The 24,611-nt window shown below is 52.7% G+C and carries 26 protein-coding genes; 19 read left to right on the top strand and 7 right to left on the bottom strand.

Annotation, left to right across the window (positions count from 1 at the left end):
* Positions 1 to 126 precede the first annotated feature (126 nt).
* The gene (gene rraB / locus EAH77_RS10760) at positions 127 to 561 is read right to left on the bottom strand and encodes a ribonuclease E inhibitor RraB (protein WP_140472493.1); all 435 of its coding nucleotides are present in this window, start codon (positions 559 to 561) and stop codon (positions 127 to 129) included.
* 182 nt (positions 562 to 743) lie between these two features.
* On the opposite strand from rraB, the gene argF reads away from it, so the two are divergent.
* Both argF and EAH77_RS10750 read left to right on the top strand, forming a co-directional pair.
* Entirely contained in the window at positions 744 to 1,751 is a 1,008-nt protein-coding gene (gene argF, locus EAH77_RS10755; RefSeq protein ID WP_140472492.1) for an ornithine carbamoyltransferase, read from the top strand.
* A 196-nt stretch (positions 1,752 to 1,947) separates the two neighbouring features.
* Positions 1,948 to 3,711: an alpha-amylase family glycosyl hydrolase gene (locus tag EAH77_RS10750; protein WP_140472490.1), complete on the top strand. Its 1,764-nt coding sequence runs from the start codon at positions 1,948 to 1,950 to the stop codon at positions 3,709 to 3,711.
* Here EAH77_RS10750 and EAH77_RS10745 read toward each other — a convergent pair.
* Positions 3,701 to 4,162, bottom strand: coding sequence for a YhcH/YjgK/YiaL family protein (locus tag EAH77_RS10745; RefSeq protein WP_140472489.1), 462 nt, complete (start codon positions 4,160 to 4,162; stop codon positions 3,701 to 3,703). The two genes, EAH77_RS10750 and EAH77_RS10745, sit on opposite strands and share 11 nt — an antisense overlap.
* Before the next feature lie 384 nt (positions 4,163 to 4,546).
* On the opposite strand from EAH77_RS10745, the gene pyrB reads away from it, so the two are divergent.
* The 7 genes from pyrB (at position 4,547) to EAH77_RS10710 (ending at position 10,712) form a co-directional block, all read left to right on the top strand.
* Positions 4,547 to 5,482: an aspartate carbamoyltransferase gene (gene pyrB / locus EAH77_RS10740; RefSeq protein ID WP_140472487.1), complete on the top strand. Its 936-nt coding sequence runs from the start codon at positions 4,547 to 4,549 to the stop codon at positions 5,480 to 5,482.
* 18 nt (positions 5,483 to 5,500) lie between these two features.
* Entirely contained in the window at positions 5,501 to 5,965 is a 465-nt protein-coding gene (pyrI, locus tag EAH77_RS10735; RefSeq protein ID WP_140472485.1) for an aspartate carbamoyltransferase regulatory subunit, read from the top strand.
* A 114-nt stretch (positions 5,966 to 6,079) separates the two neighbouring features.
* Positions 6,080 to 6,466 carry a 2-iminobutanoate/2-iminopropanoate deaminase gene (gene ridA / locus EAH77_RS10730; RefSeq protein WP_140472483.1) on the top strand — a complete coding sequence of 129 codons (387 nt, stop codon included), beginning with the start codon at positions 6,080 to 6,082 and terminating at the stop codon, positions 6,464 to 6,466.
* 288 nt (positions 6,467 to 6,754) lie between these two features.
* The gene (locus EAH77_RS10725; protein ID WP_140472481.1) at positions 6,755 to 8,221 is read left to right on the top strand and encodes a circularly permuted type 2 ATP-grasp protein; all 1,467 of its coding nucleotides are present in this window, start codon (positions 6,755 to 6,757) and stop codon (positions 8,219 to 8,221) included.
* The gene (locus EAH77_RS10720; RefSeq protein ID WP_140472480.1) at positions 8,215 to 9,159 is read left to right on the top strand and encodes an alpha-E domain-containing protein; all 945 of its coding nucleotides are present in this window, start codon (positions 8,215 to 8,217) and stop codon (positions 9,157 to 9,159) included. Before EAH77_RS10725 ends, EAH77_RS10720 begins: the two co-directional genes overlap by 7 nt.
* Complete coding sequence (locus tag EAH77_RS10715) at positions 9,159 to 9,953, top strand: transglutaminase family protein (protein WP_140472478.1); 795 nt, start codon at positions 9,159 to 9,161, stop codon at positions 9,951 to 9,953. Before EAH77_RS10720 ends, EAH77_RS10715 begins: the two co-directional genes overlap by 1 nt.
* A 30-nt stretch (positions 9,954 to 9,983) precedes the next feature.
* Positions 9,984 to 10,712 carry a proteasome-type protease gene (locus tag EAH77_RS10710; protein WP_140472476.1) on the top strand — a complete coding sequence of 243 codons (729 nt, stop codon included), beginning with the start codon at positions 9,984 to 9,986 and terminating at the stop codon, positions 10,710 to 10,712.
* Between the two features lie 13 nt (positions 10,713 to 10,725).
* Here EAH77_RS10710 and EAH77_RS10705 read toward each other — a convergent pair whose 3' ends face one another.
* The 4 genes from EAH77_RS10705 to uxaC form a co-directional block, all read right to left on the bottom strand.
* Positions 10,726 to 11,286: a YgjV family protein gene (locus EAH77_RS10705; RefSeq protein ID WP_140472475.1), complete on the bottom strand. Its 561-nt coding sequence runs from the start codon at positions 11,284 to 11,286 to the stop codon at positions 10,726 to 10,728.
* A gap of 107 nt (positions 11,287 to 11,393) precedes the next feature.
* Positions 11,394 to 12,875: a UxaA family hydrolase gene (locus tag EAH77_RS10700; protein ID WP_140472473.1), complete on the bottom strand. Its 1,482-nt coding sequence runs from the start codon at positions 12,873 to 12,875 to the stop codon at positions 11,394 to 11,396.
* Positions 12,876 to 12,885: 10 nt separating this feature from the next.
* Complete coding sequence (locus EAH77_RS10695) at positions 12,886 to 14,337, bottom strand: tagaturonate reductase (protein ID WP_140472471.1); 1,452 nt, start codon at positions 14,335 to 14,337, stop codon at positions 12,886 to 12,888.
* 145 nt (positions 14,338 to 14,482) lie between these two features.
* Entirely contained in the window at positions 14,483 to 15,895 is a 1,413-nt protein-coding gene (uxaC, locus tag EAH77_RS10690) for a glucuronate isomerase (RefSeq protein WP_140472469.1), read from the bottom strand.
* A gap of 462 nt (positions 15,896 to 16,357) precedes the next feature.
* On the opposite strand from uxaC, the gene EAH77_RS10685 reads away from it, so the two are divergent.
* From EAH77_RS10685 to EAH77_RS10640, 10 genes are all read left to right on the top strand, one after another.
* The gene (locus EAH77_RS10685; protein ID WP_140472467.1) at positions 16,358 to 17,650 is read left to right on the top strand and encodes an MFS transporter; all 1,293 of its coding nucleotides are present in this window, start codon (positions 16,358 to 16,360) and stop codon (positions 17,648 to 17,650) included.
* Positions 17,651 to 17,864: 214 nt separating this feature from the next.
* Positions 17,865 to 18,659 (top strand): transcriptional regulator ExuR, encoded by a 795-nt coding sequence (gene exuR, locus EAH77_RS10680; protein ID WP_140472465.1) that lies wholly within the window; start codon positions 17,865 to 17,867, stop codon positions 18,657 to 18,659.
* A 404-nt stretch (positions 18,660 to 19,063) separates the two neighbouring features.
* Positions 19,064 to 19,747: a DedA family protein gene (locus EAH77_RS10675; protein ID WP_140472463.1), complete on the top strand. Its 684-nt coding sequence runs from the start codon at positions 19,064 to 19,066 to the stop codon at positions 19,745 to 19,747.
* Positions 19,744 to 20,130, top strand: a complete 387-nt coding sequence (gene mzrA, locus EAH77_RS10670) for an EnvZ/OmpR regulon moderator MzrA (protein WP_140472461.1) — start codon at positions 19,744 to 19,746, stop codon at positions 20,128 to 20,130. The genes EAH77_RS10675 and mzrA overlap by 4 nt, the downstream gene beginning before the upstream one ends.
* A gap of 193 nt (positions 20,131 to 20,323) precedes the next feature.
* Positions 20,324 to 20,659: a DUF1090 domain-containing protein gene (locus tag EAH77_RS10665; protein ID WP_431306762.1), complete on the top strand. Its 336-nt coding sequence runs from the start codon at positions 20,324 to 20,326 to the stop codon at positions 20,657 to 20,659.
* Between the two features lie 158 nt (positions 20,660 to 20,817).
* A complete protein-coding gene (locus EAH77_RS10660; protein ID WP_140472457.1) occupies positions 20,818 to 21,123 on the top strand; it encodes a DUF883 family protein in 306 nt (101 codons plus the stop codon).
* A gap of 2 nt (positions 21,124 to 21,125) precedes the next feature.
* Positions 21,126 to 21,530, top strand: a complete 405-nt coding sequence (locus EAH77_RS10655; RefSeq protein WP_140472455.1) for a phage holin family protein — start codon at positions 21,126 to 21,128, stop codon at positions 21,528 to 21,530.
* Positions 21,527 to 21,811, top strand: a complete 285-nt coding sequence (locus EAH77_RS10650) for a YqjK-like family protein (protein WP_140472453.1) — start codon at positions 21,527 to 21,529, stop codon at positions 21,809 to 21,811. Before EAH77_RS10655 ends, EAH77_RS10650 begins: the two co-directional genes overlap by 4 nt.
* Before the next feature lie 305 nt (positions 21,812 to 22,116).
* Positions 22,117 to 22,509 carry a DoxX family protein gene (locus tag EAH77_RS10645; protein WP_140472451.1) on the top strand — a complete coding sequence of 131 codons (393 nt, stop codon included), beginning with the start codon at positions 22,117 to 22,119 and terminating at the stop codon, positions 22,507 to 22,509.
* Positions 22,510 to 22,619: 110 nt separating this feature from the next.
* Entirely contained in the window at positions 22,620 to 23,603 is a 984-nt protein-coding gene (locus EAH77_RS10640) for a glutathione S-transferase family protein (protein ID WP_140472449.1), read from the top strand.
* A 56-nt stretch (positions 23,604 to 23,659) separates the two neighbouring features.
* On the opposite strand, the gene EAH77_RS10635 is transcribed toward EAH77_RS10640, so the two are convergent.
* Positions 23,660 to 24,565: a LysR family transcriptional regulator gene (locus EAH77_RS10635; protein WP_140472447.1), complete on the bottom strand. Its 906-nt coding sequence runs from the start codon at positions 24,563 to 24,565 to the stop codon at positions 23,660 to 23,662.
* Positions 24,566 to 24,611: the final 46 nt, after the last annotated feature.

Raw genomic sequence — 24,611 nt, 5'->3', positions numbered from 1 at the left:
CCCCCGGGCAGTGCTCAGAATCCTCACGTACTGACTGTACGCTGCGGTTCCTCCGCGCTGGCCGGGCGCAAACTGGCTGCGACAATAACGCCCTGAAGAACAGTCTAAAAGGCGTTATCCCAAAGATTAATGACGTTTGCCGTCATCATCTGCGTCGATGACATCGCCTTCTTCTTCATCGCCTTCTTCGCCGTCTTCATCTTCGTCGTCACCTTCGAAGTAAGTCCCCCAGCCGTCGTAGTTGACGCCCTGAGCTTCGGCCAGGTTCATCAGTTGCTCAACCTGTACGTCGATTTGTTCGGCATTCAGCGCAATTTCGCTGATCACGTCGCAGCACATCACGGTAGTGCCATCTTCAACTTCCAACTCTTCCGCGTCGGTCACTTCATAACCCAATTTGAAAGCTTCAACCGCCGCTTTCTCCAGAACGTCGAAATTCTCTGAAGATAAGTGGTGCTCGATAGTGTAAAGCGCGTCAGGATCGCTGCCATCTTCCAGCAGTTCTTCGATGATTAAGCGGGTTTCTTCACGTTGTTCTTCCAGCAATTCACGATTTGCCATGCCTCTGTCCTCAATCAATGTGACGTATCTGGGCGCTATTTTCACACAGCGAAGGGCCAGCCTCCACTATAAACGACAAAGTTTTTATTTCGGGGTTGTAATTGCATATTCATACATATAAATTGAATTTATATTCATCATAAAATGTATTCTGAAATGCAAAAACATTGGAGAGAAACACCATGAGTCTTTTGAGTAAACGTCATTTTCTCAGGTTACTGGATTTTACCCCGTCGGACATTTCATCCCTTCTCCAGCTCTCCGCTGAGCTAAAAGCCGCAAAGAAAAACGGCACTGAGAAAGCCCACCTGCAAGGGAAAAACATCGCGCTCATCTTCGAAAAAGACTCTACCCGTACCCGATGCTCTTTCGAAGTTGCCGCTTATGATCAAGGTGCCAGGGTCACTTACCTTGGCCCAAGCGGTAGCCAGATCGGCCATAAAGAATCGATGAAAGACACCGCACGCGTGCTGGGGCGGATGTACGACGCTATTCAATATCGCGGTTTTGGTCAGGACAAGGTCGAGATGCTGGCAGAATTCTCCGGCGTGCCGGTCTGGAACGGCCTGACCAACGAATTCCACCCAACACAGCTGCTGGCCGACCTGCTGACGATGCAAGAGCAGCTACCTGGCCAGCCGCTTGAGGGCATGAAACTCGCCTATCTGGGCGATGCGCGTAACAATATGGGGAATTCGCTGCTGGAGGCTGCGGCGCTGTGCGGCCTGGATTTACGTCTCGTGGCACCGACAGCCTGCTGGCCGGATGCCGAACTGGTTGCCACCTGCCAACATCTGGCTCAGGAGAATGGCGGCAATATCCTGCTGACTGAAGATATTACGACCGGCGTGAAAGAGGCTGACTTCCTCTACACCGACGTCTGGGTGTCGATGGGCGAGCCGAAAGAGACCTGGAAAGAGCGTATCAGCTTACTGCGTGCTTACCAGGTGAACAGTGCGATGCTGGCCCTGACGGGTAATCCACAGGTGAAATTCCTGCACTGCCTGCCCGCTTTCCATGACGACCAGACCACGCTCGGCAAAAAAATGGCCGAAGAGTATGGTCTGCATGGCGGTATGGAAGTGACCGATGAAGTGTTCGAATCCCCGCACAGCGTGGTGTTTGATCAGGCAGAAAACCGCCTGCACACCATTAAAGCCGTGATGGTCGCCACACTTGGCTCTCTCTGATCTCCCCTGACCCGACGCCCTGCTTTAACCGCGCGTCGGGTCATTTTTTTCGGTAATAATCCTCACTCGTTTTACATAACATTGCAGTTTTTCACGTCATATCCCCGCCAAAATGCCACTTTTTCAACTAACCTTTTTAGAAAGCACTTCTTCTTTTGCCGCCTTCAGGCAGAGAAGTAAGAAAAAGGGCCCGCTTATGAAATCAGTGAATTTGGAATACGTTCTAAGGCTGGAAAGTTTATTGAGCCGGATTTATCCCAAGGAACACATTGCTGACCTGCTGAAAAAAATTCTCCACCTGGCAGAGAAATGGAATTACGGTAAACACCGCACCACCGAGTGGGTGGATGGCACCAATATCTATCTCATCACCTACGGCGATAATATTACGCAAGGTGAACAGCCACCACTCAAGACGCTTAATCACTTCGCGGACAAGTACTTACGCGAAGTGATCAGCGACATTCACATTCTGCCGATGTACCCCTACAGCTCAGATGACGGCTTCAGCGTCATCGATTACCGCCGCATTGACGAACACCTGGGCGGCTGGTCCGATATTCATCAACTCTCGTCTCACTTCAATCTGATGTTCGACTGCGTCATCAACCACATCTCGCGCTCCAGCGACTGGATGAAAGGCTATTTGCACGACGAGCCTTACTACAAAGATTACTTTATCGACGCCAACCCGGCGCTGGACTACAGCCGCGTGGTACGTCCGCGTGCCTCACCGCTGCTGACGCCCTTTATCAAAGCCAATGGCACCGAGTTGTATCTGTGGACCACCTTCAGCGAAGACCAGGTGGACATCAACTTCAAGAATCCGCAGGTATTGCTGGAGAGCATCGACCTGCTGTTGCAGTACGCGGCCAGCGGCGGGCAGTCAATTCGCCTCGATGCGATTGGCTATATCTGGAAGGAAGCGGGCACCCGCTGCATCCACCTGCCTCAGGCACACAACATCATCAAAGTGTGGCGCGCCATTCTCGACGAAGTGATCCCCGGCACGCGGTTGATCACCGAAACCAACGTGCCGCATCATGAAAATATCAGCTATTTTGGTGAAGGCGATGAAGCGCATATGGTGTACCAGTTCCCGCTGCCGCCGCTCACGCTACATGCCTTTTTGCGTCAGGACACCACCACGCTGACTCAGTGGGCACAAAGTCTGAACGCCGAAGCGCGTTACCCAAAAACCACCTATTTCAATTTTCTGGCCAGCCATGACGGCATCGGGTTACGCCCGACCGAAACCTTCCTCGACGACGATGAACGCAAATACATGGCGCAGGAAACGCTGCGCAAAGAGGGCCGCGTCTCCTACAAAGACAACGGCGACGGCACGCATTCGCCCTATGAGCTGAATATTAACTACCTCAGCGCACTGACCGAGCAGGAAGATGACGTCGAACTGAAGGCGCGTAAATTCCTCGCCGCGCAGGCGCTGTTGCTGTCATTTGTTGGCGTGCCCGCAATTTATATCCACAGCCTGCTGGGCAGCGAAAACGATCTCGACGGCATGCACCAGTCAGGGATTAACCGCCGCATCAACCGTAAGAAACTGAAGCTGGACGAACTGGAGGCCGAGCTGGAAAAATCCGACAGCTTACGCGCCCGTGTCTTTAGCGGATTGAGTGATTTAGTTAAGCACCGCCGTGCGCACCCGGCGTTTTCTCCACAGGCCGGTCAGCGGGTATTTGATTTAGGGAAATCACTGTTTGCGATGGAGCGTTATGACCCGCAGACCGAAGACCGAGTGACTTGCGTCTTCAATATCAGCGGCCAGTCTCAGGTGGTGAAACTGGCCGTTGAGGGCAAAGATTTGATTGGCGGCGAAGCGTTTACCGGCCAGATGCGTCTGCAACCGTGGCAGGTGATATGGGTTAAACACAAGCTCAAAGCCCCGGAACGCCTCGGCCGCTTACGCCGCTGGCGGATGAAAATCTTTAAGCGTTAACTAACATTTTCACTACCGCTTTGCGCACGTTGGCCGGTTCGCCCACGGCACATAGGGGTTTATGCACTTCGCCGGGATAGAACACCACAAAGTCACCGGCGTGCATGACGATGGTTTTTTCCTGCTCACCGGCGGGTAAAAACGCGATGTCTTTGTCGGCCAGCCAGTCGGTATCCACTTTACCGGCAGGCAGATTACTGAACGTCATGCCTTCGGTGCCATTAAGGACAATCTGAATATCCAAATAACGGGCGTGAAACTCTGCCCGCCGCACGGATTGCGGCTCGGTAGAATCATTGGAGATCAGCACAAAAGCCTCGTTACCACGAATATCGTGTTTGCCGAGCGGCGTTTCAGCCGTGATGTGTTGTTTCACATACTCGATGGCGTCGCGCAGTTCCGCAGGCAGATAAGGCAGCAGATGCAGTTGATGAATATTTCCAGTTAACATGGTTTTCCCTTCGCTGAAGTAAAATGAAATCGCGTTTCAATGTTATCGCATGATAATGCACCCGGAGAAACCATCACTTGATCCAGTTAACAGTTTTTGTCTCAGTGCTGGCCGGAAGCCAATCGATTGCCTGTGTGTGATTTTTCCACTTGATGTCGTCAATCACGGGCGTATAATGCGCGACAATTTGCCGGGAGAACCCATGAACAATCGACAGGTTTGCTGTGTTCAAAAACAGTCACAAAACACTGTGCCAGAAGGCAGTCCGCTGCCGTTGTTCTTCCGTTGCATTGCCGATCTGATGAAAGCCCCTTTTTAAAGGGGCTTTTTTTTGTCCAAAATTTGAGAATCGATAGCCCAAGCAGACAAGTAGAGGAAGTGACAATGGCCAATCCGCTGTACCAAAAACACATTATCTCAATCAACGATCTCAGCCGTGAAGAGCTGGAGCTGGTGCTCGACACCGCCGCCAGTCTGAAAGCCAATCCGCAACCTGAACTGTTGAAACATAAAGTGATCGCCAGCTGTTTCTTTGAGGCCTCTACCCGCACACGCCTGTCGTTTGAAAGCTCGATGCACCGCCTTGGCGCGTCTGTGGTAGGTTTCGCCGATGGTTCGAACACCTCGCTTGGCAAGAAAGGGGAAACACTGGCGGACACCATCTCGGTGATTAGCACTTACGTTGATGCCATTGTCATGCGCCACCCGCAGGAGGGCGCAGCGCGTCTGGCGACTGAGTTCTCTGGTGGCATTCCGGTACTGAACGCCGGTGATGGTGCCAACCAGCACCCGACGCAAACCCTGCTCGACCTGTTCACCATCCGTGAAACCCAGGGCCGCCTCGATAACATCAACATTGCCATGGTCGGTGACCTGAAATATGGCCGCACGGTCCACTCACTGGCGCAGGCACTGGCGAAATTCAAAGGCAACCGTTTCTACTTTATCGCCCCCGACGCACTGGCCATGCCGGGCTATATCCTCTCCCTGCTGGAAGAGAAAGGCATTGAATACAGCCTGCATGAAAGCATCGACGACGTGGTGCCCGAGCTGGATATTCTCTACATGACCCGCGTGCAAAAAGAGCGTCTGGATCCGTCCGAATACGCCAACGTCAAAGCGCAATTTGTTCTGCGCGCCGCCGACCTGGCCGGTGCCCAGCCGCACCTGAAAGTGCTGCATCCGTTGCCGCGTATTGACGAAATCACCACCGACGTCGATAAAACCCCTTATGCCTGGTACTTCCAGCAAGCTGGAAACGGGATTTTTGCCCGTCAGGCCCTGCTGGCACTGGTTTTGAATGCCGATACCGCCCACTAAACTTGAGGAGAAAACAGAATGACTCACGACAATAAACTTCAGGTTGAAGCCATCAAATGCGGCACGGTGATTGACCATATTCCGGCACAAATCGGCTTCAAATTGCTGTCGCTGTTTAAGTTGACCGAAACCGATCAACGCATCACCATCGGCCTGAATCTGCCGTCCAACGAGCTTGGCCGCAAAGATCTGATCAAAATCGAGAACACGTTCCTGACCGAGCAACAGGTGAACCAGCTGGCTGTCTATGCACCAAACGCCACGGTCAACCGCATTGACAATTATGAAGTGGTGAAGAAGTTGATGCCGACGCTGCCTGACCATATCGAAGGCGTATTGCGCTGCCCGAACAGCAATTGCATCAGCCGCTCGGAGCCGGTGGCATCAAGTTTTACGGTGAAAAAGCGTCAGGGGAACGTGCATCTGCAATGCAAATATTGTGAAAAAGAGTTCGAGCACCAGGTGGTGATGAATAACGACTGAGTATCACCGTCATACTTCAAGTTGCAGGTGCGTTAGCGACGCTCTATCACCCGAATTATTTAGGGTATACTGGATGCCAGCTTTAAAATCCATCAACTCAAATCAGGAGACAACATGTCCCGCGAAATCAGTACTGAAAATGCACCAGCAGCCATCGGTCCTTACGTTCAGGGTGTGGATCTTGGCAGCATGATCATCACCTCCGGGCAGATCCCGGTGGATCCAAAAACCGGTACCGTGCCCGACGATATCGCCGCTCAGGCACGTCAGTCGCTGGAAAACGTCAAAGCGATTGTTGAAGCCGCGAATCTGAAAGTGTCCGACATCGTAAAAACCACCGTGTTCGTCAAAGACCTTAACGATTTCGCCACCGTTAACGCCACCTACGAAGCCTTCTTCTCCGAGCACAACGCGCCGTTCCCGGCACGTTCATGCGTTGAAGTCGCTCGTCTGCCAAAAGACGTGAAAATCGAAATCGAAGCCATCGCTGTACGTCGTTAATTCCAACACAGCGCAGTGATCAGGTCAGCCCTCCGGCTGGCCTTTTTTATGCCCTTTCGCCTGTGCTGGTGATTGCTTCATCAGCGACCATACTCAAAAAACACCGTCTCTTTTTGCCCTCAATTCAGGCAGCCCGTGGCTATCGCGCACCGAAATAGCGCGTAAATGCTGATTTTCAGACGCTTTTCTGCGGTTTATGCACGCTGGCACACTTTGTGCGTGTTCCTTTTGTCACATAAAAAAATTCTCTGAAAAAATGCAACGGCCCGACCTGTCATTGAGGTGAATATGATCAACATCGACCTTTCCGATTCACCCTTTTTTGATGAAATGTTAATGGCTGAAGGGCAACATCGCAGCCATTATGAGGCTTACTGGCAGTGGTTACAGAAGGCCGATCAACAAGCCGTTCAGCGCAAGAAAGAAGAAGCGGCGCTGCTGTTTCACCGGGTGGGGATCACCTTTAATGTGTATGGCGAAGATGACGGGGCCGAGCGGCTCATTCCGTTCGACAGCGTGCCGCGTATTATTCCCGCTAACGAGTGGAAAATGCTGGATCTGGGGATCCGTCAGCGCGTACAGGCACTGAATGCTTTTCTGCATGATATTTACCACGATCAAAACATCCTGAAGGCCGGTATTGTGCCCGCCGAACAGGTATTGGCGAATGATCAATATCAGCCGTGTATGCAGGGCATCGACCTGCACCGCGATACCTACGCGCACATTGCCGGAACTGACATGGTGCGCGGTGGCGATGGCGAATACTACGTTCTGGAAGACAACCTGCGCACGCCGTCCGGTGTGTCGTATATGATGGAAAACCGTAAAATGATGATGCGGTTGTACCCTGAATTGTTCGCCGAACAGCGCATTGCGCCGGTTTCCCGCTACCCTTCCCACCTGTTACAAACTCTGCGCGAAAGCACACCGGTCAATGATCCGACCGTCGTCGTACTCACCCCCGGACGCTTTAACAGCGCCTATTTCGAGCACAGTTTCCTCGCCCAGCAAATGGGCGTCGAACTGGTAGAAAGCGTTGATCTGTACGTCAAAGACGGTGCGGTCTTTATGCGCACGACGTCCGGTCCGTGCAAAATCGATGTGATTTATCGCCGGCTTGATGATGCTTTCCTTGATCCGCTGGCGTTTCGCGCAGACTCCATGCTCGGCGTGCCGGGTCTGCTGTCGGTCTACCGTGCTGGCGGCGTGGTGCTGGCCAATGCCATTGGCACCGGCGTGGCCGATGACAAATCCATTTACCCTTACGTGCCAGATATGATCCGTTTTTATCTCTCCGAAGAACCGATCCTCAACAATGTGCCAACCTGGCAATGTCGTGACAAAAAAGCGCTGTCTTTTGTACTGGCGAATCTGGAAAAAATGGTGGTGAAAGAGGTCCACGGCGCGGGCGGCTACGGCATGTTGATTGGCCCGACGGCCAGTCTTGCGGAGATCGCCCGTTTTCGCGATCTGCTCAGGGCGCGCCCTGAAAATTATATCGCTCAGGAGACGCTGGCCCTCTCCACCTGCCCGACGTTCGTCGATAACGGTCTGGCACCGCGCCACATCGATCTACGACCTTTCGCGCTGACCGGCGCAGAGATCCGCCTGGTGCCCGGCGGTTTGACGCGCGTGGCGCTTGAAGAGGGGTCACTGGTGGTTAACTCATCACAAGGCGGTGGAACCAAAGACACCTGGGTGTTAGAGGATGAACCGGCAGAGAAAAACAGTGCGGAGGACGACGTATGCTAAGCAGAACCGCCAGTGAATTGTACTGGATGGCACGTTATCTGGAACGCGCCGAAAATATCGCCCGCCTGCTCGACGTCACGAACAAACTGTCGATGATGTCGATCCGCGATCACGCCCAACGGAATGACGATCAAAATGATTTGATGGTTCCGCTGACGCTGACCGGCACGCAGACGCTGTTCAGCGAGCATTACCCTCAGCTCACCATGAGCAATCTGCTCAACTTTTTTGCCCTGGATAATATCAACCACAGCAGCATTTTCAGTTGCCTGCAGATGGCGTGGAATAATGCCCACGCAGTGCGCGGCAGTTTGTCGTCTGAGGTGTGGGAGAGCATTAACGCCTCGTGGATTGAGATGAAATTGATCCGCCGTCAGGGCGTGGCGTCGTTGGGTGCTGACGCCTTTTTCGACTGGGTGAAAGAGCGTTCACACCTGTTTCGCGGCGCGATGTTTGGCACGTTACTGCGCAGCGACGCGCTGAATTTCATTCGTCTCGGCACCATGCTTGAACGGGCTGACAGCACCGCACGATTGCTCGATGTCACCCACCAGCTGCTCAATGCCGATGAAGACCCGGTGCGCGAATACTACCGGATGGACACTCTGCTGCGGGCAGTCAGTGCGCGCGAGGCGTTCCATACACTGTACAAACAGCAGATTAGCCGCGAGACGATCGCTGAACTGTTGATCCTGCGGGGTGAATTACCGCGCTCCCTGCTGGCCTGCGTAGAGATCATGGCCGAACAGCTCGAACTGATTGGCGGCACTTCCGGCAATTTGCCGCGCCGCCGGGTGCACACACTGCATGCTGAACTGCGCTTCACCACGCTGGATGAAATCATGGCAGAGGGACTGACGGAATGGCTGACACAGTTCCTCGGTAAAACCAGCGCCATTGCAGAGAGCATTCATCAAACTTATCTGGAGGCACAATAATGAAACTGAATGTCAGTCATCAGACGCATTACACCTATGCGCAACAGGTCAAACGCAGCACGCAATATCTGCGCCTGACTCCGCAGGATTCAAGCCATCAGAAAATTTTGTCTTGGGATCTCACCCTGCCCGAATACGCCACCCGCACGCTGGATGCCTACGGAAATGTACTCCATGTCCTGACGTTGGATCAGCCTCATCAGGCGATCACCATCGAAGCCAATGGCGTGGTGGAAATAGAAGACAATGTGGAAGACGATCATTGCGGGCATCTGTCGCCGCTGGTTTTTCTGCGCACCAGCCCGCTGACCCACGCGGACGGCGCGATCCGTGACTTCGCCGGCCGCTATTACCGCCCACAGGCTCAGCATGAGAGTCTGTGTACGTTAATGGGTGAACTGCTGCTAAAAATGCCCTACAGCCCCGGCACCACCACGGTAAAAGATAGCGCGTCGCAGGCCTTTTCCGCGCAACAGGGTGTCTGTCAGGATCACACCCATGTTTTTCTGGCCTGTTGCCGCAGTCTGGGCATTCCGGCCCGCTACGTCAGCGGTTATCTCTACAGCGAAGATTCGGCGCACGTCGCCATGCATGCGTGGGCCGAAGCCTGGCTTGACGACCGCTGGCAGAGCTTTGATGTGACCAACAATACCTGCCAGCCCAATCAGCATTTGAAACTGGCTATCGGTATCGACTATCTTGATGCATGCCCGGTTCGCGGTATCCGCTTAGGCGGAGGGTGTGAAGATATGCACACCGTCGCGGCGGTTCACATGCTCGATATTCCTCAATGAACCTGACTTTCTGAAAAGGTAGAGATTGCTATGACTTACTGTGTGGCCATGCGCTTGTCCTCTGGCCTGGTTTTTGTCTCGGACTCGCGCACCAACGCCGGAGTGGACCACATTTCCACCTTCCGCAAACTGCATGTTTTTCATCAGAGTGATGAACGGATGCTGGTGATTCAGAGTGCCGGAAATCTGGCGACCACACAGAGCATCATCAGTCTGCTGCACCGCCGCTGCCTGGATCCTGAGCGCGAGAATCTCCTGAATGCGACCTCGATGTATGACGCCGCCAGCCTGTTGGGAGAAACGGTACGCGAGGTGATAGCCCGCGACAGCGGCGCCAATCAGGGTGGCATGACTGATTTCAGCTGCAATTTACTGCTCGGCGGTCAGATTCAGGGGGATGGATTGCGGCTGTTCCATATTTATCCGCAGGGGAATTTTATCGAAGCAACGCATGACACCCCCTACTTTCAGATCGGTGAAAGCAAGTACGGCAAACCCATTATTGACCGCGTGCTGAACTACAACACCGCGCTGGAACAGGCGATGCAGTGCGCATTGATTTCAATGGATTCCACCCTGCGCAGCAATCTTTCAGTAGGTTTACCGCTGGATGTGATGATCTACCCGGCAGACAGCTACAGTAGCGCGCAGCAGCACCGTATTACTGAAGGGCACCCCTATTTCGATATGATCAGTAAGGGCTGGGGCGAAGGCCTGCTGAGTATTTTCGGCCAATTACCGCCGCTGAAACTGGATTAGCCATCCGTTGCGATCAGCGTTTTTTCCCCACCGCCGTCTCCACTGCAAAAGGATCAATGCCCTGGCGTTGCAGATGGCGGAAACGCAGGATGTTGTAGCCGTTCATCAGCAGGAAGCTGCCTTCGATCAGCGAACCGCCGATCGATCCGAGCCAGACATTGTGAATGACCCAGCAACAGGTAGAACACCACATGATGCATCGGGTTTTCAGCCCACTGGTACGAAACAGTGCCCAGGTGCTGACTACCGTGCCTGCGACGGGCAACAACTCCATCAGGTGTTTGGCTTTACCGATGCCGAAAATCAGCGTCAGGGCGATAAAAATCACCATCACCCACTGATTGCGTGTTTTCAGGGAAATCAGGGTACGGACAGCGTTGAGCAAGGCGCTCATTCCGGCCGGATTAGCCCCCATTAACAGAAAGTGCACGCCGATAATGGCGCTGTATGCAGAGAGTTGTTGTTTAAAACGGCGGTCATTGCGGTTGAAGAACATGGTAATGCCGACAAAGAATGCCAGCACGCCAACGCCCTGCGCAAACCAGATGTAGTGCGCGTTCCAGAAGTCACTCATGTAAGAAAACAGTCATCATTGACATCTTATCCATAGCCAGCCAGGAGAAAATTCACGGCGCCTCATCCACTGAAACGCCGCTTCATCCTGACGCTAAAAAACCGTCACTACAATGTGACACCGCTTTTGAAAATCGCCAACTCGCGGAAATCATTCAGTTCGTTCTTCGACAGTTTGCCGTCGGCAATGCCAACGATCAGATCGACAAATTCACTGAGCAAGTCATCCATCGGGACACCGTGAATGAGTTTTCCCGCATCGAAGTCAATCCAGTGCGGTTTTTTCGCCGCCAGCTCGCTGTTGGTCGCCAGTTTCACCGTTGGCACAAAACCGCCGTAAGGTGTACCGCGCCCGGTACTAAACAGAACCATATGACAACCGGCACCCGCCAGCGCACTGGTGGCAACGGCGTCATTACCCGGCGCACTCAGCAGATTAAGACCATGACGGGACAGGCGCTCGCCATACTTAAGGACGTCCACCACCGGACTTTGACCGGCCTTCTGGGTACAACCGAGCGATTTTTCTTCCAGCGTGGTGATACCACCCGCTTTGTTACCCGGTGAAGGGTTCTCGTAAATCGGCTGATTATGCTCGATGAAATACTGTTTGAAGTCGTTCACCATGTGGACGGTTTTGTCGAAGGTCGCCTCGTCGCGGCAGCGGCTCATCAGAATACGTTCGGCACCAAACATTTCCGGCACTTCCGTCAGTACCGAGGTACCGCCGTTGGCGATCACGTAGTCGGAAAAACGCCCGAGCAACGGGTTGGCGGTAATGCCGGACAAGCCATCAGACCCGCCGCATTCCAGACCAAATTTCAGCTCGCTGAGTTTACCCGGCACGCGCTGATCATAGCGCATGACAGCATAAAGTTCGCGCAGACGTTCCAGCCCGGCTTCCACTTCATCATCAAATTTTTGCAGGGTCATGAAGCGCACGCGCTCGTCATCCACCTCGCCCAGCGTGTCGCGGAACACATCCACCTGATTGTTTTCACAACCCAGACCAATCACCAGCACCGCGCCGGCGTTGGGATGGCGCACCATATTTTGCAACATGGTACGGGTATTGATGTGGTCATCACCCAGCTGCGAGCAACCAAACGGATGCGTGAACAGATAGACGCCGTCGGTACCGGCGGCCTGATTGGTTTCTTTCAGAAAGCGTTGTTGAATCTGCTTAGCAATCCCGTTGACGCAGCCGACCGTCGGGATCAGCCACAGCTCGTTACGGATACCCACCAGACCGTTTTTACGGCGATACACCTGCACGTCGCGATCGGCCATTTGCGGGGGCAGTTCGACGAACTCTGGTTGATATTGATACTGGTCCAGATCGCTGAGGTTGGTTTTGGCATTCTGCGAATGAATATACTCACCGGCGGCAATATCCATCAACGCATGGCCAATAGGCAGGCCATATTTAATGATGTTCTGCCCGGCAGCGATGGGTTTTATCGCAAACTTATGCCCACGCACCACCGCCTGAAGCAAGGTCACGCCTGCTTCGGTTGGCTCACCGGATTCAAGATCCTGCAAGGCCACGGCGACATTATCAGCGGGGTGAATCTGTATGATGCTATGCATAATCAACCTCTTAACTGTAATCCGCGAGTGCATCACGCATGCCACGGTCCTGAATTGCCTGCAACTGTTCGGTCACTTTTTCATGCAGGCCCGGCACGGTATTCAGATTAAGGCCCCAGCGCTGCTCGTCCGCAAGAACCGTTTCAACCAGTTCACTGAGACGAAGCTCACCACGGCGAACGCCACCCCACAATGAAGAAAACAGGCTCAGCCACTGCTCATCATCCTGGAGTGGGAAGGTTTCACCGTGACGTTCACCACGGTAAAACGCCAGTAACGCGGCCAGCGCAAACGTCAGACGTGGTGGCAACAGGCCATTCTTCTGCTGGCTGGCCAGTAGCTGCGGCAGAATACGGGTACGGAATTTGGTCATGCCGTTAAGGGCAATCGACAGCAACTGATGTTGAATAAACGGGTTGCGGAAACGGCTCAGCACCGCCTGTGCAAACGAGGTCAGCTCGGCCTGTGGCAAGTCCAGTACCGGTGAAATCTCTTCGGCAATCGCCAGTTCGACAAAACGACTGATTTGCGGGTCATTCATCGCTTCGCCAACGGTGTTCAGCCCGGCGAGAAACGCCACCGGCACCAGTGCGGTATGCGCACCGTTAAGAATCGCCACTTTGCGTTCTTTGTAAGGTTTGATGTCATCGACCAGCAAGATATTCAGCGGCAGTTTGTCCAGACGCAACTCCTGCGCCAGGCTTTTCGGCCCCTGGATAACAAACAGGTAGAAGTGTTCGGCGCTGTCGAAGAAACTGTCCTGATAACCCAGTTCGGCCTGCAGGCTGTCGACTTCACTGCGCGGGTAGCCGGTCACAATACGGTCAACCAGGGTTGAACAGAAGGTGTTATGGCCAAGCAACCATTGATTGAAAGCCGCAGGTAAGGCCCATTCGGTGGCGTAGCGCTGCACCAGTTCCAGCAATTTCTCACCGTTATAGTCGATCAACTCACAAGGCAGCAGCACCCAACCTTTGTCCGTTGCACCGGCAAAATGCGTGAAGCGTTCAAACAGCAAACGGGTAAGTTTAGCCGGGAAGCTGGCCGGTGGCGCATCGTCAAAACGGTCGCCCTCCACGTAGCTGATGCCAGCTTCGGTGGTGTTGGAGAAGACAAAACGGATGTCCGGGTTACGCGCCAGCGCCAGATAGTCATCGAACTGATGGTAAATATTGATTTCGCGGTTAACCGAGCGAATAACCCGTGTGTCACGCACACGTTCACCCTGTTCATTCAGGCCGCTAATGATCGTGGTGTAAAGACCGTCCTGCTCATTCAGCGAAGGCGGGAAATCACTGTTGATCGGGCGCACAATCACGATACCGGCATTCAGATCGGTATGTTCGTTCAGCAGATCAATCTGCCAGTCAACAAAGGCACGCAGGAAATTACCTTCACCAAACTGAATAATTTTTTCTGGGAAATGACGCCCAGGGAAATCACGACGGTTTAACCTTTGCATCTCACACTCACCTTAAATTTACGCAAACGCCGGTATTTGAGGGCAGTTAGCGCCCCATCACCGTCGTGTTCAGAAGAAATGATGAATCGGAATAAGAATTTTTAGGCCCCGCCGGGCACGGCATCCCCCACCCGGCGGGTTTTACTCAATTTAATTCAATGGCGAAATACGCTTTCGCATTATCGAAACAGATGTTTTTAACCATATTGCCCAGCAGCACCATGTCGTGTGGTGCTTCGCCATCTTCCACCCAGCGGCCAATCATCTGGCACAGGATTCGACGGAAATATTCATGGCGCGTATAGGACAGGAAACTACGGCTATCGGTCAGCATGCCCACGAAGCGGCTCAGTAAACCCAGATTGGCGAGCTGCGTCATCTGACGCTGCATGCCATCTTTCTGATCGTTGAACCACCAGCCGGAACCAAACTGCATCTTGCCGGGCATCCCTTCACCCTGGAAATTACCGACCATGGTGCCGATCACTTCGTTATCACGTGGATTCAGGCAGTACAGAATCGTTTTCGGTAAGCCACCGGCCAAACCCTGTGCACCCAGTAATTTCGACAACGGTTCTGCCAGCGGCTGATCGTTGATGGAGTCAAAGCCCACATCTGCGCCAATCAGCTGGAACATGCGGGTGTTGTTATTACGCAGCGCGCCAATGTGATACTGCTGTACCCATTCACGACGTTGATATTCTGAAGCCAGATAGAGCAGCACGCCGGTTTTGAACTGGGCGATTTCATCTTTACCTGGCATCGCGCCGCTCAGGCGACGGGCCAAAATACCGTCCAGCGTTGCGTCATCAGCTTCGCCATACACCACGACGTCCAGCGCATGGTCGGACACTTTACAGCCATGCGCCGCGAAGTGATCCAGACGTTTTTTCAGTGCGTCGCGCAGATCGCTGAAGCGGGTGATCGAGACATCGGCGGCAGCTTCCAGTTTCTTCATGTAATCAGGGAAGCTGTCGGCTTCAATGTTGAAGGCTTTATCCGGGCGCCAGCTGGGCAGCACTTTGACGTCAAAACTGGTGTCCTGTGCCACGGCTTTGTGGTGTTCCAGGGAGTCGACCGGGTCGTCGGTAGTGCCGACCAATTTCACGTTCATCTGTTTCATGATGCCGCGCGCACTGAAGCTCCTCTGCGCCAGCAGTTCGTTGCCGCGTTCCCAGATTTCCGACGCCGTGGTCGGTGACAGCAGTTTGCCAGTAATGCCAAACGGACGGCGAAGTTCGAGGTGAGTCCAGATATAGAGCGGGTTGCCGATGGTATGCGGAACGGTAGCAGCCCAGGCGTCAAATTTTTCACGGTCGCTCGCATCGCCGGTACACATGCGTTCAGGCACGCCGTTGGTGCGCATCGCACGCCATTTGTAGTGATCACCTTTCAGCCAGATGTCATACAAGTTCTTAAACTGGTGATCCTGCGCGATTTGTTCCGGCGGCAGGTGACAGTGGTAGTCAAAAATCGGCTGATCTTTCGCGTAGTCGTGGTACAGGCGACGCGCGACTTCGGTGTCGAGCAGGAAATCTTCAGTTAAAAACTGCGCCATCTTAGGTTCCTCACCTTCAATTCAATTCTGAGTTATCTCTCAATGGTGCGAAGTTATCACACCAATTATGGTCATCGTCCAGCACTATTTAATCCCATGAATAGGGTCAATACTGTTACCCGGATCACACTAAAATATTCATCATCTTGAATTTAATGATAATTATAGATTTATTGCGATATCTACTATTATCCACACAATCTAAGTGTGGTTTTGTGATGTCATTCAAATTTTAAATCTGTATGACAAGTTATCTTTAGCTCGCCCGAACAAGAACGTCTGTGAAGACCTGCCACATCACCGACGTTTTTGTCCGGGACATGGGGATAACAAAAACAGGGTAGTCAAATAACGTACTCATCAGCAGCACGAAGAAGAAGCCCCGCCCCGAGCGGCGGCGCTCAATGTGCTGCGGCCGCAAATATGCAGCCAATACCGGATTATTTACTGGGAGAGAGTTAAATGGGTAAGATCAAAGGGTTACGCTGGTACATGATCGGGCTGGTCACAGTCGGTACTGTATTAGGCTATTTAACACGTAACGCCATAGCCGCTGCAGCACCAACGCTGATGAGCCAACTCAACATCAGCACACAGCAATATTCCTACATTATCGCCGCCTATTCCGCCTGCTATACACTTATGCAGCCGGTTGCCGGTTACGTCCTTGACGTGATGGGGACCAAAGTCGGTTACGCCATGTTTGCCATCATGTGGGCCATCTTCTGTATGGCGACCGCGCTGGCAAGCAGCTGGGGTGGCCTTGCCATTGCCCGTGGTGCTGTCGGTATGGCAGAAGCCGCGATGATCCCTGCAGGCCTGAAAGCCACCAGCGAATGGTTCCCGGCAAAGGAACGTTCTATTGCCGTAGGCTACTTTAACGTCGGTTCTTCTATCGGCGGGATGATTGCGCCACCGCTGGTAGTCTGGTGCATCATTATGCACAGCTGGCAACTCGCCTTCATCATTACCGGGGCCCTGAGTATGATCTGGGCTATCTGCTGGTTAGTGTTCTATAAACATCCAAAAGATCAGAAAAAACTTAGCGCACCAGAACGCGAATATATTCTCGGCGGTCAGGAAGCTCAACACCAGACCACCAATGCTAAAAAGATGTCAGCCTGGGAAATCCTGCGTAACCGCCAGTTCTGGGGTATCGCACTGCCACGTTTCCTGGCCGAACCCGCCTGGGGGACGTTCAATGCATGGATCCCGTTGTTTATGTTTAAAGCCTACGGTTTTGACCTTAAACACATTGCCATGTTCGCCTGGATGCCAATGCTGTTCGCTGACTTAGGCTGCATCGTCGGTGGGTATCTGCCGCCGCTGTTCCAGAAATATTTCAAAGTTAACCTGATTGTATCGCGTAAATTGGTCGTCACCATGGGGGCAGTATTGATGATTGGCCCCGGGATGATTGGTCTGTTTGCCAGCCCTTATGCTGCGATTGCTTTGTTGTGCGTCGGCGGATTTGCGCACCAGTCACTTTCCGGCGCGTTGATCACCCTCTCTTCAGATGTATTTGGCCGTAATGAAGTCGCGACGGCCAACGGACTGACGGGGATGGCGGCATGGACGGCCAGTACGATGTTTGCCCTGGTGGTCGGTGCTCTGGCCGATACATTGGGCTTCAGCCCACTGTTTGCTGCACTTTCGGTGTTCGATCTGATCGGGGCTGTGGTCATCTGGACCGTCCTGCAGAATCGGTCAGCGGTGGAACCTGTCGCTCAGCCTCTGCAAGCCGCAAAAGCCTGATAACTCGGTTTTAGCCCGGAAAACAGCCCGGGCTTTTTCGTTTTTATTACCCTCATGCTTATTTCTGGCAAGTGTTCGACGGTGCAACCGTTCTGCGTTCCCCGTATACTGGTATAACAAGTTTTACCCTGGCAGGCGATGTGCCCGGATGATTGACCAACGTCATTCAACGACCCTTTTATCGCTTCCGTATATATTAATGAAGAGTAAAGCCATGGAACCCACTGAAACCAGACGTCTTTATCAGCAACTGGCAGCCACGCTCAAGGAGAGAATTGAGAGCGGCGTTTACCCCGTCGGTGAAAAATTACCGGCCGAACGCTTGATTTCAGAGGAGATGAACGTCAGCCGCACCGTGGTGCGAGAAGCGATCATCATGCTGGAAGTGGAAGGTTATGTTGAAGTGCGCAAAGGTTCCGGCATACATGTGATGTCCAACCAGCAAAAACATCTGGTCGTGACAGACAACGGTTTGGAATTTGGTGCCGCCGGTCCATTCGAGCTGTTACAAGCGCGTCAACTGATTGAAAGTAATATTGCTGAATTTGCCGCCACGCAGGTGACCAAACAGGACATCATGCGTTTGATGGAAATTCAGGAACAAGCTCGTCTGGAAGACCGCTTCCGCGATTCTGAGTGGGATCTGAAATTCCACATTCAGGTAGCGCAATCGACACAAAATAGCGCCATGGCAAGCATCGTCGAAAAGATGTGGAGTCAGCGGCGGCAGAATCCTTACTGGCGTAAATTGCACGAGCATATCGACGCGAAGTCGATCGAAAGCTGGTGCGAAGATCATGACCAGATCCTCAAGGCGTTGATCCGCCGCGATCCGAACGCGGCCAAACTGGCGATGTGGCAACATCTGGAAAATACCAAGCAGATGCTGTTCCGTGCCACCAGCGATGATTTCGAATTCAACGTTGACCGCTATCTCTATTCCGAAAATCCGGTTGTCCACCTTGATGCTCCTGCGCAGCATCTCTCTTCCGCGATGAACAACAAGTAATTCCCCGGTTTGCAGCAGGCTGTTTGCACGGCCTGCTGATCCACGCTAATCATTCCGCCCTTTCTGGATTTAATCCGCCTCCTGCAGTGAACGTTTCTAAATAAAAGTTTTCTGAAATAAATGATTCTGAGGAAAACACTTTCGCGATTCCTGTCAGTCACTGTCGAGTTGTGTCAGTGAGTGTAAAAGCGCGCCCTGCCGGGCGTACCACGCTTATATCATTCGGTTTTAACAGGTATATTTACCTGTCTCAACATGGGTGGTTTTGTTACAATTAAGCGACTTTTCTTACCCTAAGCGCCATGGAAAGGCGTCCTATCGGCCTGGTTATTTCGCGTTGAGCTGCACTGCTCCGCATTGATTCAGGTGGGTTAACTGAAAATTATGGAGTTTCGCTAAAGTACATGGAAATCATTAGTTCGCTCATTGATGCCCTCTGGCAACAAGATTACGAAACACTGGCCAACCCTTCGATGGTCTGGACACTGTACATCGTTCTGTTTCTGATCATTTTTCTGGAAAATGGCCTGCTTCCCGCGGCTTTTCTTCCCGGTGACAGCCTGTTGATTCTGGTGGGCGTGCTGATCGCAAAAGATGCGATGAACTTCCCGCTGACCATTTTCCTGCTGACCACCGCCGCCAGCCTCGGCTGCTGGTTAAGTTACATTCAGGGAAAATGGCTGGGAAATACCCGAATAGTACAGGGCTGGCTGGCCCATCTCCCGGTGCAATATCACGAACGTGCGCACAATCTCTTCCACAAGCATGGTCTGTCTGCGCTGCTGGTAGGCCGTTTTCTGGCGTTTGTTCGCACCTTGCTGCCGACCATCGCGGGTTTGTCCGGGCTGAACAATGCCCGTTTCCAGTTCTTCAACTGGATAAGCGGTTTGTTGTGGGTGCTGATTCTGACGACACTCGGCTACTTCATCGGTAAGACGCCGCTGTTCCTGAAATACGAAGATCAGTTGATGAACTGCCTGATGCTGTTACCGCTGGTGCTGCTGGTCGGCGGTTTAGGGGGCTCGTTGCTGTTGCTCTGGCGTAAGAAGCAAGCTGACCGTCTGAAGAAAGGCAATAAAGCGCCATGAAAAATCTGCGATTTAAACGCCCGATACTGTGGCCAGTGACGTTAATCACGCTGCTGCTGATTGCCGCTGCCATGGGGTTTGCCTTCTCGCGGATGCCACAAAATACCAATGCGCTGCAGATTCGCCCGGCCCGTGCGGGTCTAACCCTGCCGGACGGCTTCTTCGTTTACCAAAGCCTCAATGAGCGCGGTATCCGCATCAAAAGTATTACTCCCGTGGACGACGGGCTGATTGTGCAACTGGACTCTGGCGAGCAGCGTATGCTTGCTGAGCGGGCCTTGCAGGATATCCTGCCGATGGGTTTTTCAATCAAACTTTGCGAGCCGACCCAATCCCCATCATGGGTGAAAAAACTCAGCGGCAATCCGCTCAAAGTGGGCTAACCACGCCACGCTTTCAGATTCCTCCTTTGAGCACATCTATTTTTAGCTGTTATAATTTCTTCTGAAATATTCAACAATTATATGCGTCACGCAAGGCGCTTTATGGAAGAAACGCCCCTCGCGTTTCACATTGACTAAGGAAGACACCCTCATGACATTGCGTTTATCCACACTTATCGCGTTACCCGTTCTCATATTATCCAGCGCCGCATTGGCTGCCCCACAACCAGAAAGTTGTGTGACCAAACAGCAGGAAATCCAAACTCAGCTTGATTATGCTCATCAGCATAATAATAAAAGTCAGATCAACGGATTACAGAAAGCCCTTAGCGAAAGCAAAGCGCATTGTACTGATGCAGGCCTGAAAGCTGAGAATGCACGCCACGTCACCGAAAAACAGCAGAAAGTGAAGGAACGTGAGCATGAGCTGAAAGAAGCTCAGGCAACGGGTGATAATAAGAAGATCGCCAACAAACAGAAAAAACTGGATGAAGCCCAGTCTGAATTACGAGAAGCACAGGGCAAGTAAACCCTCTGTGTCAGGACAGATTTTTACCGGTACATAGCGGATTTTTGTCGGGTTTTTTACCCCTTACTGAGTCGTTATCCACGTGATCGTAGTTGCGCTCAGCCAGATATCCGCTATGTTAAAAGTTCGCATCAGTTAACGTATGGAGTGACTTACACATGGCTAATAACACCACATCAGAACATCTGCGCGCAGAACTTAAATCCCTGGCAGATACGCTGGAAGAAGTACTTCAGACTTCTACTGACAAACCAAAAGCTGAACTCGAGAAGCTGCGCAGCAAAGCAGAAAGCCTGCTGAAGGATACCCGTTCACGCCTGAGTGATACCGGCGACAAACTCGCCCATCATTCGAAAGAGATCGCGGGCCGGGCTGACGACTATGTTCACGATAAACCCTGGACTGGCGTTGGTATTGGTGCCGCCGTCGGCGTAGTGATTGGCGTTCTGTTAGCTCGCCGATAATCATGGCTGAACATTTAAAAACGCCGCCACAAGGACCGGGCAAAGGGATCCTCGACACCGCTCAACGCATCGTCACCGTTCTGGTGGGGATTGTTGAAACGCGTGTCAGGTTGGCAGTCATTGAGCTGGAAGAGGAAAAGGCCAATATTTTCCAACTCCTGCTCATGGCTGGCATCACCCTTATTTTCACTGCGTTCGGTTTGATGAGTTTGTTGGTTGTGCTGTTCTGGGCAATCGACCCGGCTTACCGACTGATGGCAATGGGAACCGCCACCGGAGTGCTGTTATTTCTGGCAGTGGTTCTGGGGGTGTGGACGCTGTCTAAGGCGAAACGTTCAACCTTATTGAGCATGACGCGCAAACAGCTGGATATTGATCGCACATTGCTGGAAAAGGATGACGAATGAGTACACCTGACCGCGTTATCGAAAAGGTAAAACTGCTGCATAAGATCGACCGTCAACGCGCCGAACTGGCCGGGGGGCGTCTTGAGTGGCTTGAAGCCACAGCAAAAGTGGATCGCGGCTGGGTGAAGTTTATTGATCTGCGCAAGTATCTGGTGCTGGGTTCCAGCGTGCTGGCGATTTACGGCATTCGTCATCCGAGCAGCGTTGTTCGTTGGTCACGTCGTGCGCTTGGTATCTGGGGTACGGCACAGCTGTTTCGCCGTAATTTTATGAAGCCATAACACCCACAAGCCACTGAATACAAAGCCAGAAAATCGCGTTCTCCCGTTGTGAAAGCGTCGATAAAAAGGGGCCAGATTGATACCTTCAGTCTGGCCCCTCTCTTTTTTACACGCTCAGGTTTCGATGCGTTACACGCTACCCATTCAATTTATTTGATGTTAATAGACAGTTTTACTTGCTAACAACATCACAACTTTCGACTTACTATCTCGCCATCAACCTGACGCGGTCACGTAAGGAAATAATACCCGAACGTACCGTTAATATTTTCGCCCATTTGGGCGACACTTTCCCGGAGTCGAAGATGAACAAGGTAAATAACACCGTCCTGCTGATCGCACGTATTTTAATGCCAATTCTTTTTATCGTTGCAGGCTGGGGCAAAATTAATGGCTACACCGCCACTGCCGGTTATATGACATCAATGGGCGTGCCTAGCTTCTTCCTGCCACTGACCATCTTGCTGGAATTCGGCGGCGGTCTGGCCATTCTGTTCGGCTTCCTGACTCGTACTACTGCGATCATCACTGCCGTGTTCACTATCCTGACTGCGCTTATCTTCCATACTGATTTCGCCGTGGCTATAAACCAGATGATGTTCATGAAAAACCTGTCTATCGCAGGGGGTTTCCTGGCCTTGTTCGTGGCTGGTCCGGGCGCATTCAGCATCGACCGTTTGATCAAGAAAAACTGGTAATCTCCCACACCAGGGATGTACCGCTATACTGAATAAGATTGTGGGCGATGTGATTATTCACTTCGCCCTTTTTTATTTCTTAAAGAACAGCCTATTTAAGGGTAAAGAGTATGGGACAACTTGTTGAGGGTATTTGGCAGGACATCTGGTACGACACCAAGTCTACCGGCGGGCACTTTAAACGCTCAGAGTCACAGTTTCGCAACTGGGTGACACCCGATGGCAAACCCGGTCCGCATGGCAAGGGGGGATTCGCCGCAGAGAAAGACCGTTATCATCTGTATGTTTCGCTGGCCTGCCCGTGGGCGCACCGTACGCTGGTCATGCGCGCACTAAAAGGGCTGGAGAAAATGATCCCCGTGTCGGTCGTTCATCCACTGATGTTGGAAAACGGTTGGACCTTTGGCACCGATTTCCCTGCTGCCACGGGTGACGATTTGTATCATCTGAACTATGCCTATGAGATTTATCTGCGGGCACAGCACGATTATACAGGCCGCGTGACAGTGCCTATTTTGTGGGACAAACAGCAGCAGACCATTGTCAGCAATGAGTCAGCCGACATCATCCGCATGTTCAACAGCGCGTTTGATGCCCAGGGCGCACTCGCCGGCGATTATTACCCGCAGCCACAGCGCGCAGTGATTGATGAAATCAACGAGTGGGTCTATCCGCAAATTAACAATGGCGTCTACAAAGCCGGTTTTGCCACCAGCCAGGAAGCCTATGATGAAGCGGTGAATGGCGTGTTTTCCGCACTGGATAAGGCCGAGGACATTCTGGCGAAACAGCGTTATTTGACAGGTACCAGACTTACCGAAGCCGACTTGCGCTTGTGGACTACGCTGGTGAGATTTGACCCGGTGTATGTCACGCATTTCAAGTGTGACCGCCACCGTATCAGCGATTACCCGAACCTGTATGGTTTCCTGCGTGATATTTACCAGATGCCAGGCATTGCTGAAACCGTGGATTTCGCGCATATCCGCAACCACTACTATCGCAGCCACGCGACCATTAACCCCTATGGGATTATCTCAGCCGGACCGGTACAGGATTTAGATTCCCCACACAACCGCGAAACAAGGTTTTGATTCTCACCTTCCCCTTTCACAAGGGGAAGGCCGGGACAGGGGATAGTTTTTAAGGATCACTTCACTTCACGCGTGGCCAGTAATTTAACGATTTCGCGCAGGAACCAGGCTTTCGCTTCGCCCATGCTGTCGCGACGCCACGCCATGATAATGTCTGATTCATGATTGTACTCCGCACTCACCACGCGCAGACGGCCTTCGGCAATATCCTGCTCTACCATCGGATACGGCATGGTCGCGACGCCTAATCCTGCCAGCAGCGCTTTACGTTTTTCTTCAAGCGTGCTGACGGTGAGACGTTGTTGCTTGTCGAGAAGCTGTACAGTAAGCACTGGGCGTTCGCGGGCAGTATCCGCCACGGCGATGCCCCGATATTTTACCCGGCTGACGTCAGATAACGGTTCGGCTTCCAGATGAATGGGGTGATCTGGTGCGGCGACGTATACGCTGACCAGCTTATAGAGCTTACGGCTGTTTATTTCAGACGATGAGCGGAAGTGCATATCCGGCGCGATGACGATATCCGCACGGCCCTGTTCCAGACGTTCCCATGCGCCCGCCAGCACTTCGGTGATCAGCGACACCTGCGTATTGGCTTTCAACGCCAGTTTTTCGATCAGCGGAAATAGCTGCGTGGCCGGTGCCAGCGCTTCACAGACGATGGTGATCTGGGTTTCCCAACCACGCGCCAGCGCTTCGGCATCCACGGTAAGTTTGTCAGCGGCTTCGAGCAGCACACGGCCGCGCTCCAGCAACATACGCCCGACGTTGGTGAATTTTGTCCGATGACCTGAGCGGTCAAACAGCACCACGTCCAGTTCTTCCTCCAGCTTCTGCATGGTGTAGCTCAAGGCAGAAGGCACGCGGCCCAGCTCATCTGCCGCTGCGGCAAAACTGCCACGACGGTCAATGGCATCCATAACCCGTAATGCTTCAAGCGTTAGTGCGCGATCCTTAGCCATGCGGTTCTCTGTCAGGAAATTTGAATATGCCGACCAGATTAACTGG

The organism is Ewingella americana (assembly GCF_006438725.1).
GTDB lineage: Bacteria > Pseudomonadota > Gammaproteobacteria > Enterobacterales > Enterobacteriaceae > Ewingella > Ewingella americana_A.
The sequence above is the reverse complement of the archived record's forward strand: the minus strand, read 5'-3'. Positions and strand labels throughout refer to the sequence as shown.

Coding starts and splice junctions, on each gene's coding strand:
- EAH77_RS10750 (WP_140472490.1), top strand. CDS start 1,948: ATGAAATCAGTGAATTTGGAATACGTTCTAAGGCTGGAAAGTTTATTG.
- EAH77_RS10710 (WP_140472476.1), top strand. CDS start 9,984: ATGACTTACTGTGTGGCCATGCGCTTGTCCTCTGGCCTGGTTTTTGTC.
- pyrI (WP_140472485.1), top strand. CDS start 5,501: ATGACTCACGACAATAAACTTCAGGTTGAAGCCATCAAATGCGGCACG.
- EAH77_RS10675 (WP_140472463.1), top strand. CDS start 19,064: ATGGAAATCATTAGTTCGCTCATTGATGCCCTCTGGCAACAAGATTAC.
- mzrA (WP_140472461.1), top strand. CDS start 19,744: ATGAAAAATCTGCGATTTAAACGCCCGATACTGTGGCCAGTGACGTTA.
- ridA (WP_140472483.1), top strand. CDS start 6,080: ATGTCCCGCGAAATCAGTACTGAAAATGCACCAGCAGCCATCGGTCCT.
- EAH77_RS10635 (WP_140472447.1), bottom strand. CDS start 24,565: ATGGCTAAGGATCGCGCACTAACGCTTGAAGCATTACGGGTTATGGAT.
- EAH77_RS10715 (WP_140472478.1), top strand. CDS start 9,159: ATGAAACTGAATGTCAGTCATCAGACGCATTACACCTATGCGCAACAG.
- EAH77_RS10650 (WP_140472453.1), top strand. CDS start 21,527: ATGAGTACACCTGACCGCGTTATCGAAAAGGTAAAACTGCTGCATAAG.
- EAH77_RS10660 (WP_140472457.1), top strand. CDS start 20,818: ATGGCTAATAACACCACATCAGAACATCTGCGCGCAGAACTTAAATCC.
- EAH77_RS10645 (WP_140472451.1), top strand. CDS start 22,117: ATGAACAAGGTAAATAACACCGTCCTGCTGATCGCACGTATTTTAATG.
- EAH77_RS10745 (WP_140472489.1), bottom strand. CDS start 4,162: ATGTTAACTGGAAATATTCATCAACTGCATCTGCTGCCTTATCTGCCT.
- argF (WP_140472492.1), top strand. CDS start 744: ATGAGTCTTTTGAGTAAACGTCATTTTCTCAGGTTACTGGATTTTACC.
- EAH77_RS10685 (WP_140472467.1), top strand. CDS start 16,358: ATGGGTAAGATCAAAGGGTTACGCTGGTACATGATCGGGCTGGTCACA.
- EAH77_RS10695 (WP_140472471.1), bottom strand. CDS start 14,337: ATGCAAAGGTTAAACCGTCGTGATTTCCCTGGGCGTCATTTCCCAGAA.
- EAH77_RS10705 (WP_140472475.1), bottom strand. CDS start 11,286: ATGAGTGACTTCTGGAACGCGCACTACATCTGGTTTGCGCAGGGCGTT.
- EAH77_RS10640 (WP_140472449.1), top strand. CDS start 22,620: ATGGGACAACTTGTTGAGGGTATTTGGCAGGACATCTGGTACGACACC.
- EAH77_RS10655 (WP_140472455.1), top strand. CDS start 21,126: ATGGCTGAACATTTAAAAACGCCGCCACAAGGACCGGGCAAAGGGATC.
- pyrB (WP_140472487.1), top strand. CDS start 4,547: ATGGCCAATCCGCTGTACCAAAAACACATTATCTCAATCAACGATCTC.
- uxaC (WP_140472469.1), bottom strand. CDS start 15,895: ATGGCGCAGTTTTTAACTGAAGATTTCCTGCTCGACACCGAAGTCGCG.
- rraB (WP_140472493.1), bottom strand. CDS start 561: ATGGCAAATCGTGAATTGCTGGAAGAACAACGTGAAGAAACCCGCTTA.
- EAH77_RS10725 (WP_140472481.1), top strand. CDS start 6,755: ATGATCAACATCGACCTTTCCGATTCACCCTTTTTTGATGAAATGTTA.
- EAH77_RS10700 (WP_140472473.1), bottom strand. CDS start 12,875: ATGCATAGCATCATACAGATTCACCCCGCTGATAATGTCGCCGTGGCC.
- exuR (WP_140472465.1), top strand. CDS start 17,865: ATGGAACCCACTGAAACCAGACGTCTTTATCAGCAACTGGCAGCCACG.
- EAH77_RS10720 (WP_140472480.1), top strand. CDS start 8,215: ATGCTAAGCAGAACCGCCAGTGAATTGTACTGGATGGCACGTTATCTG.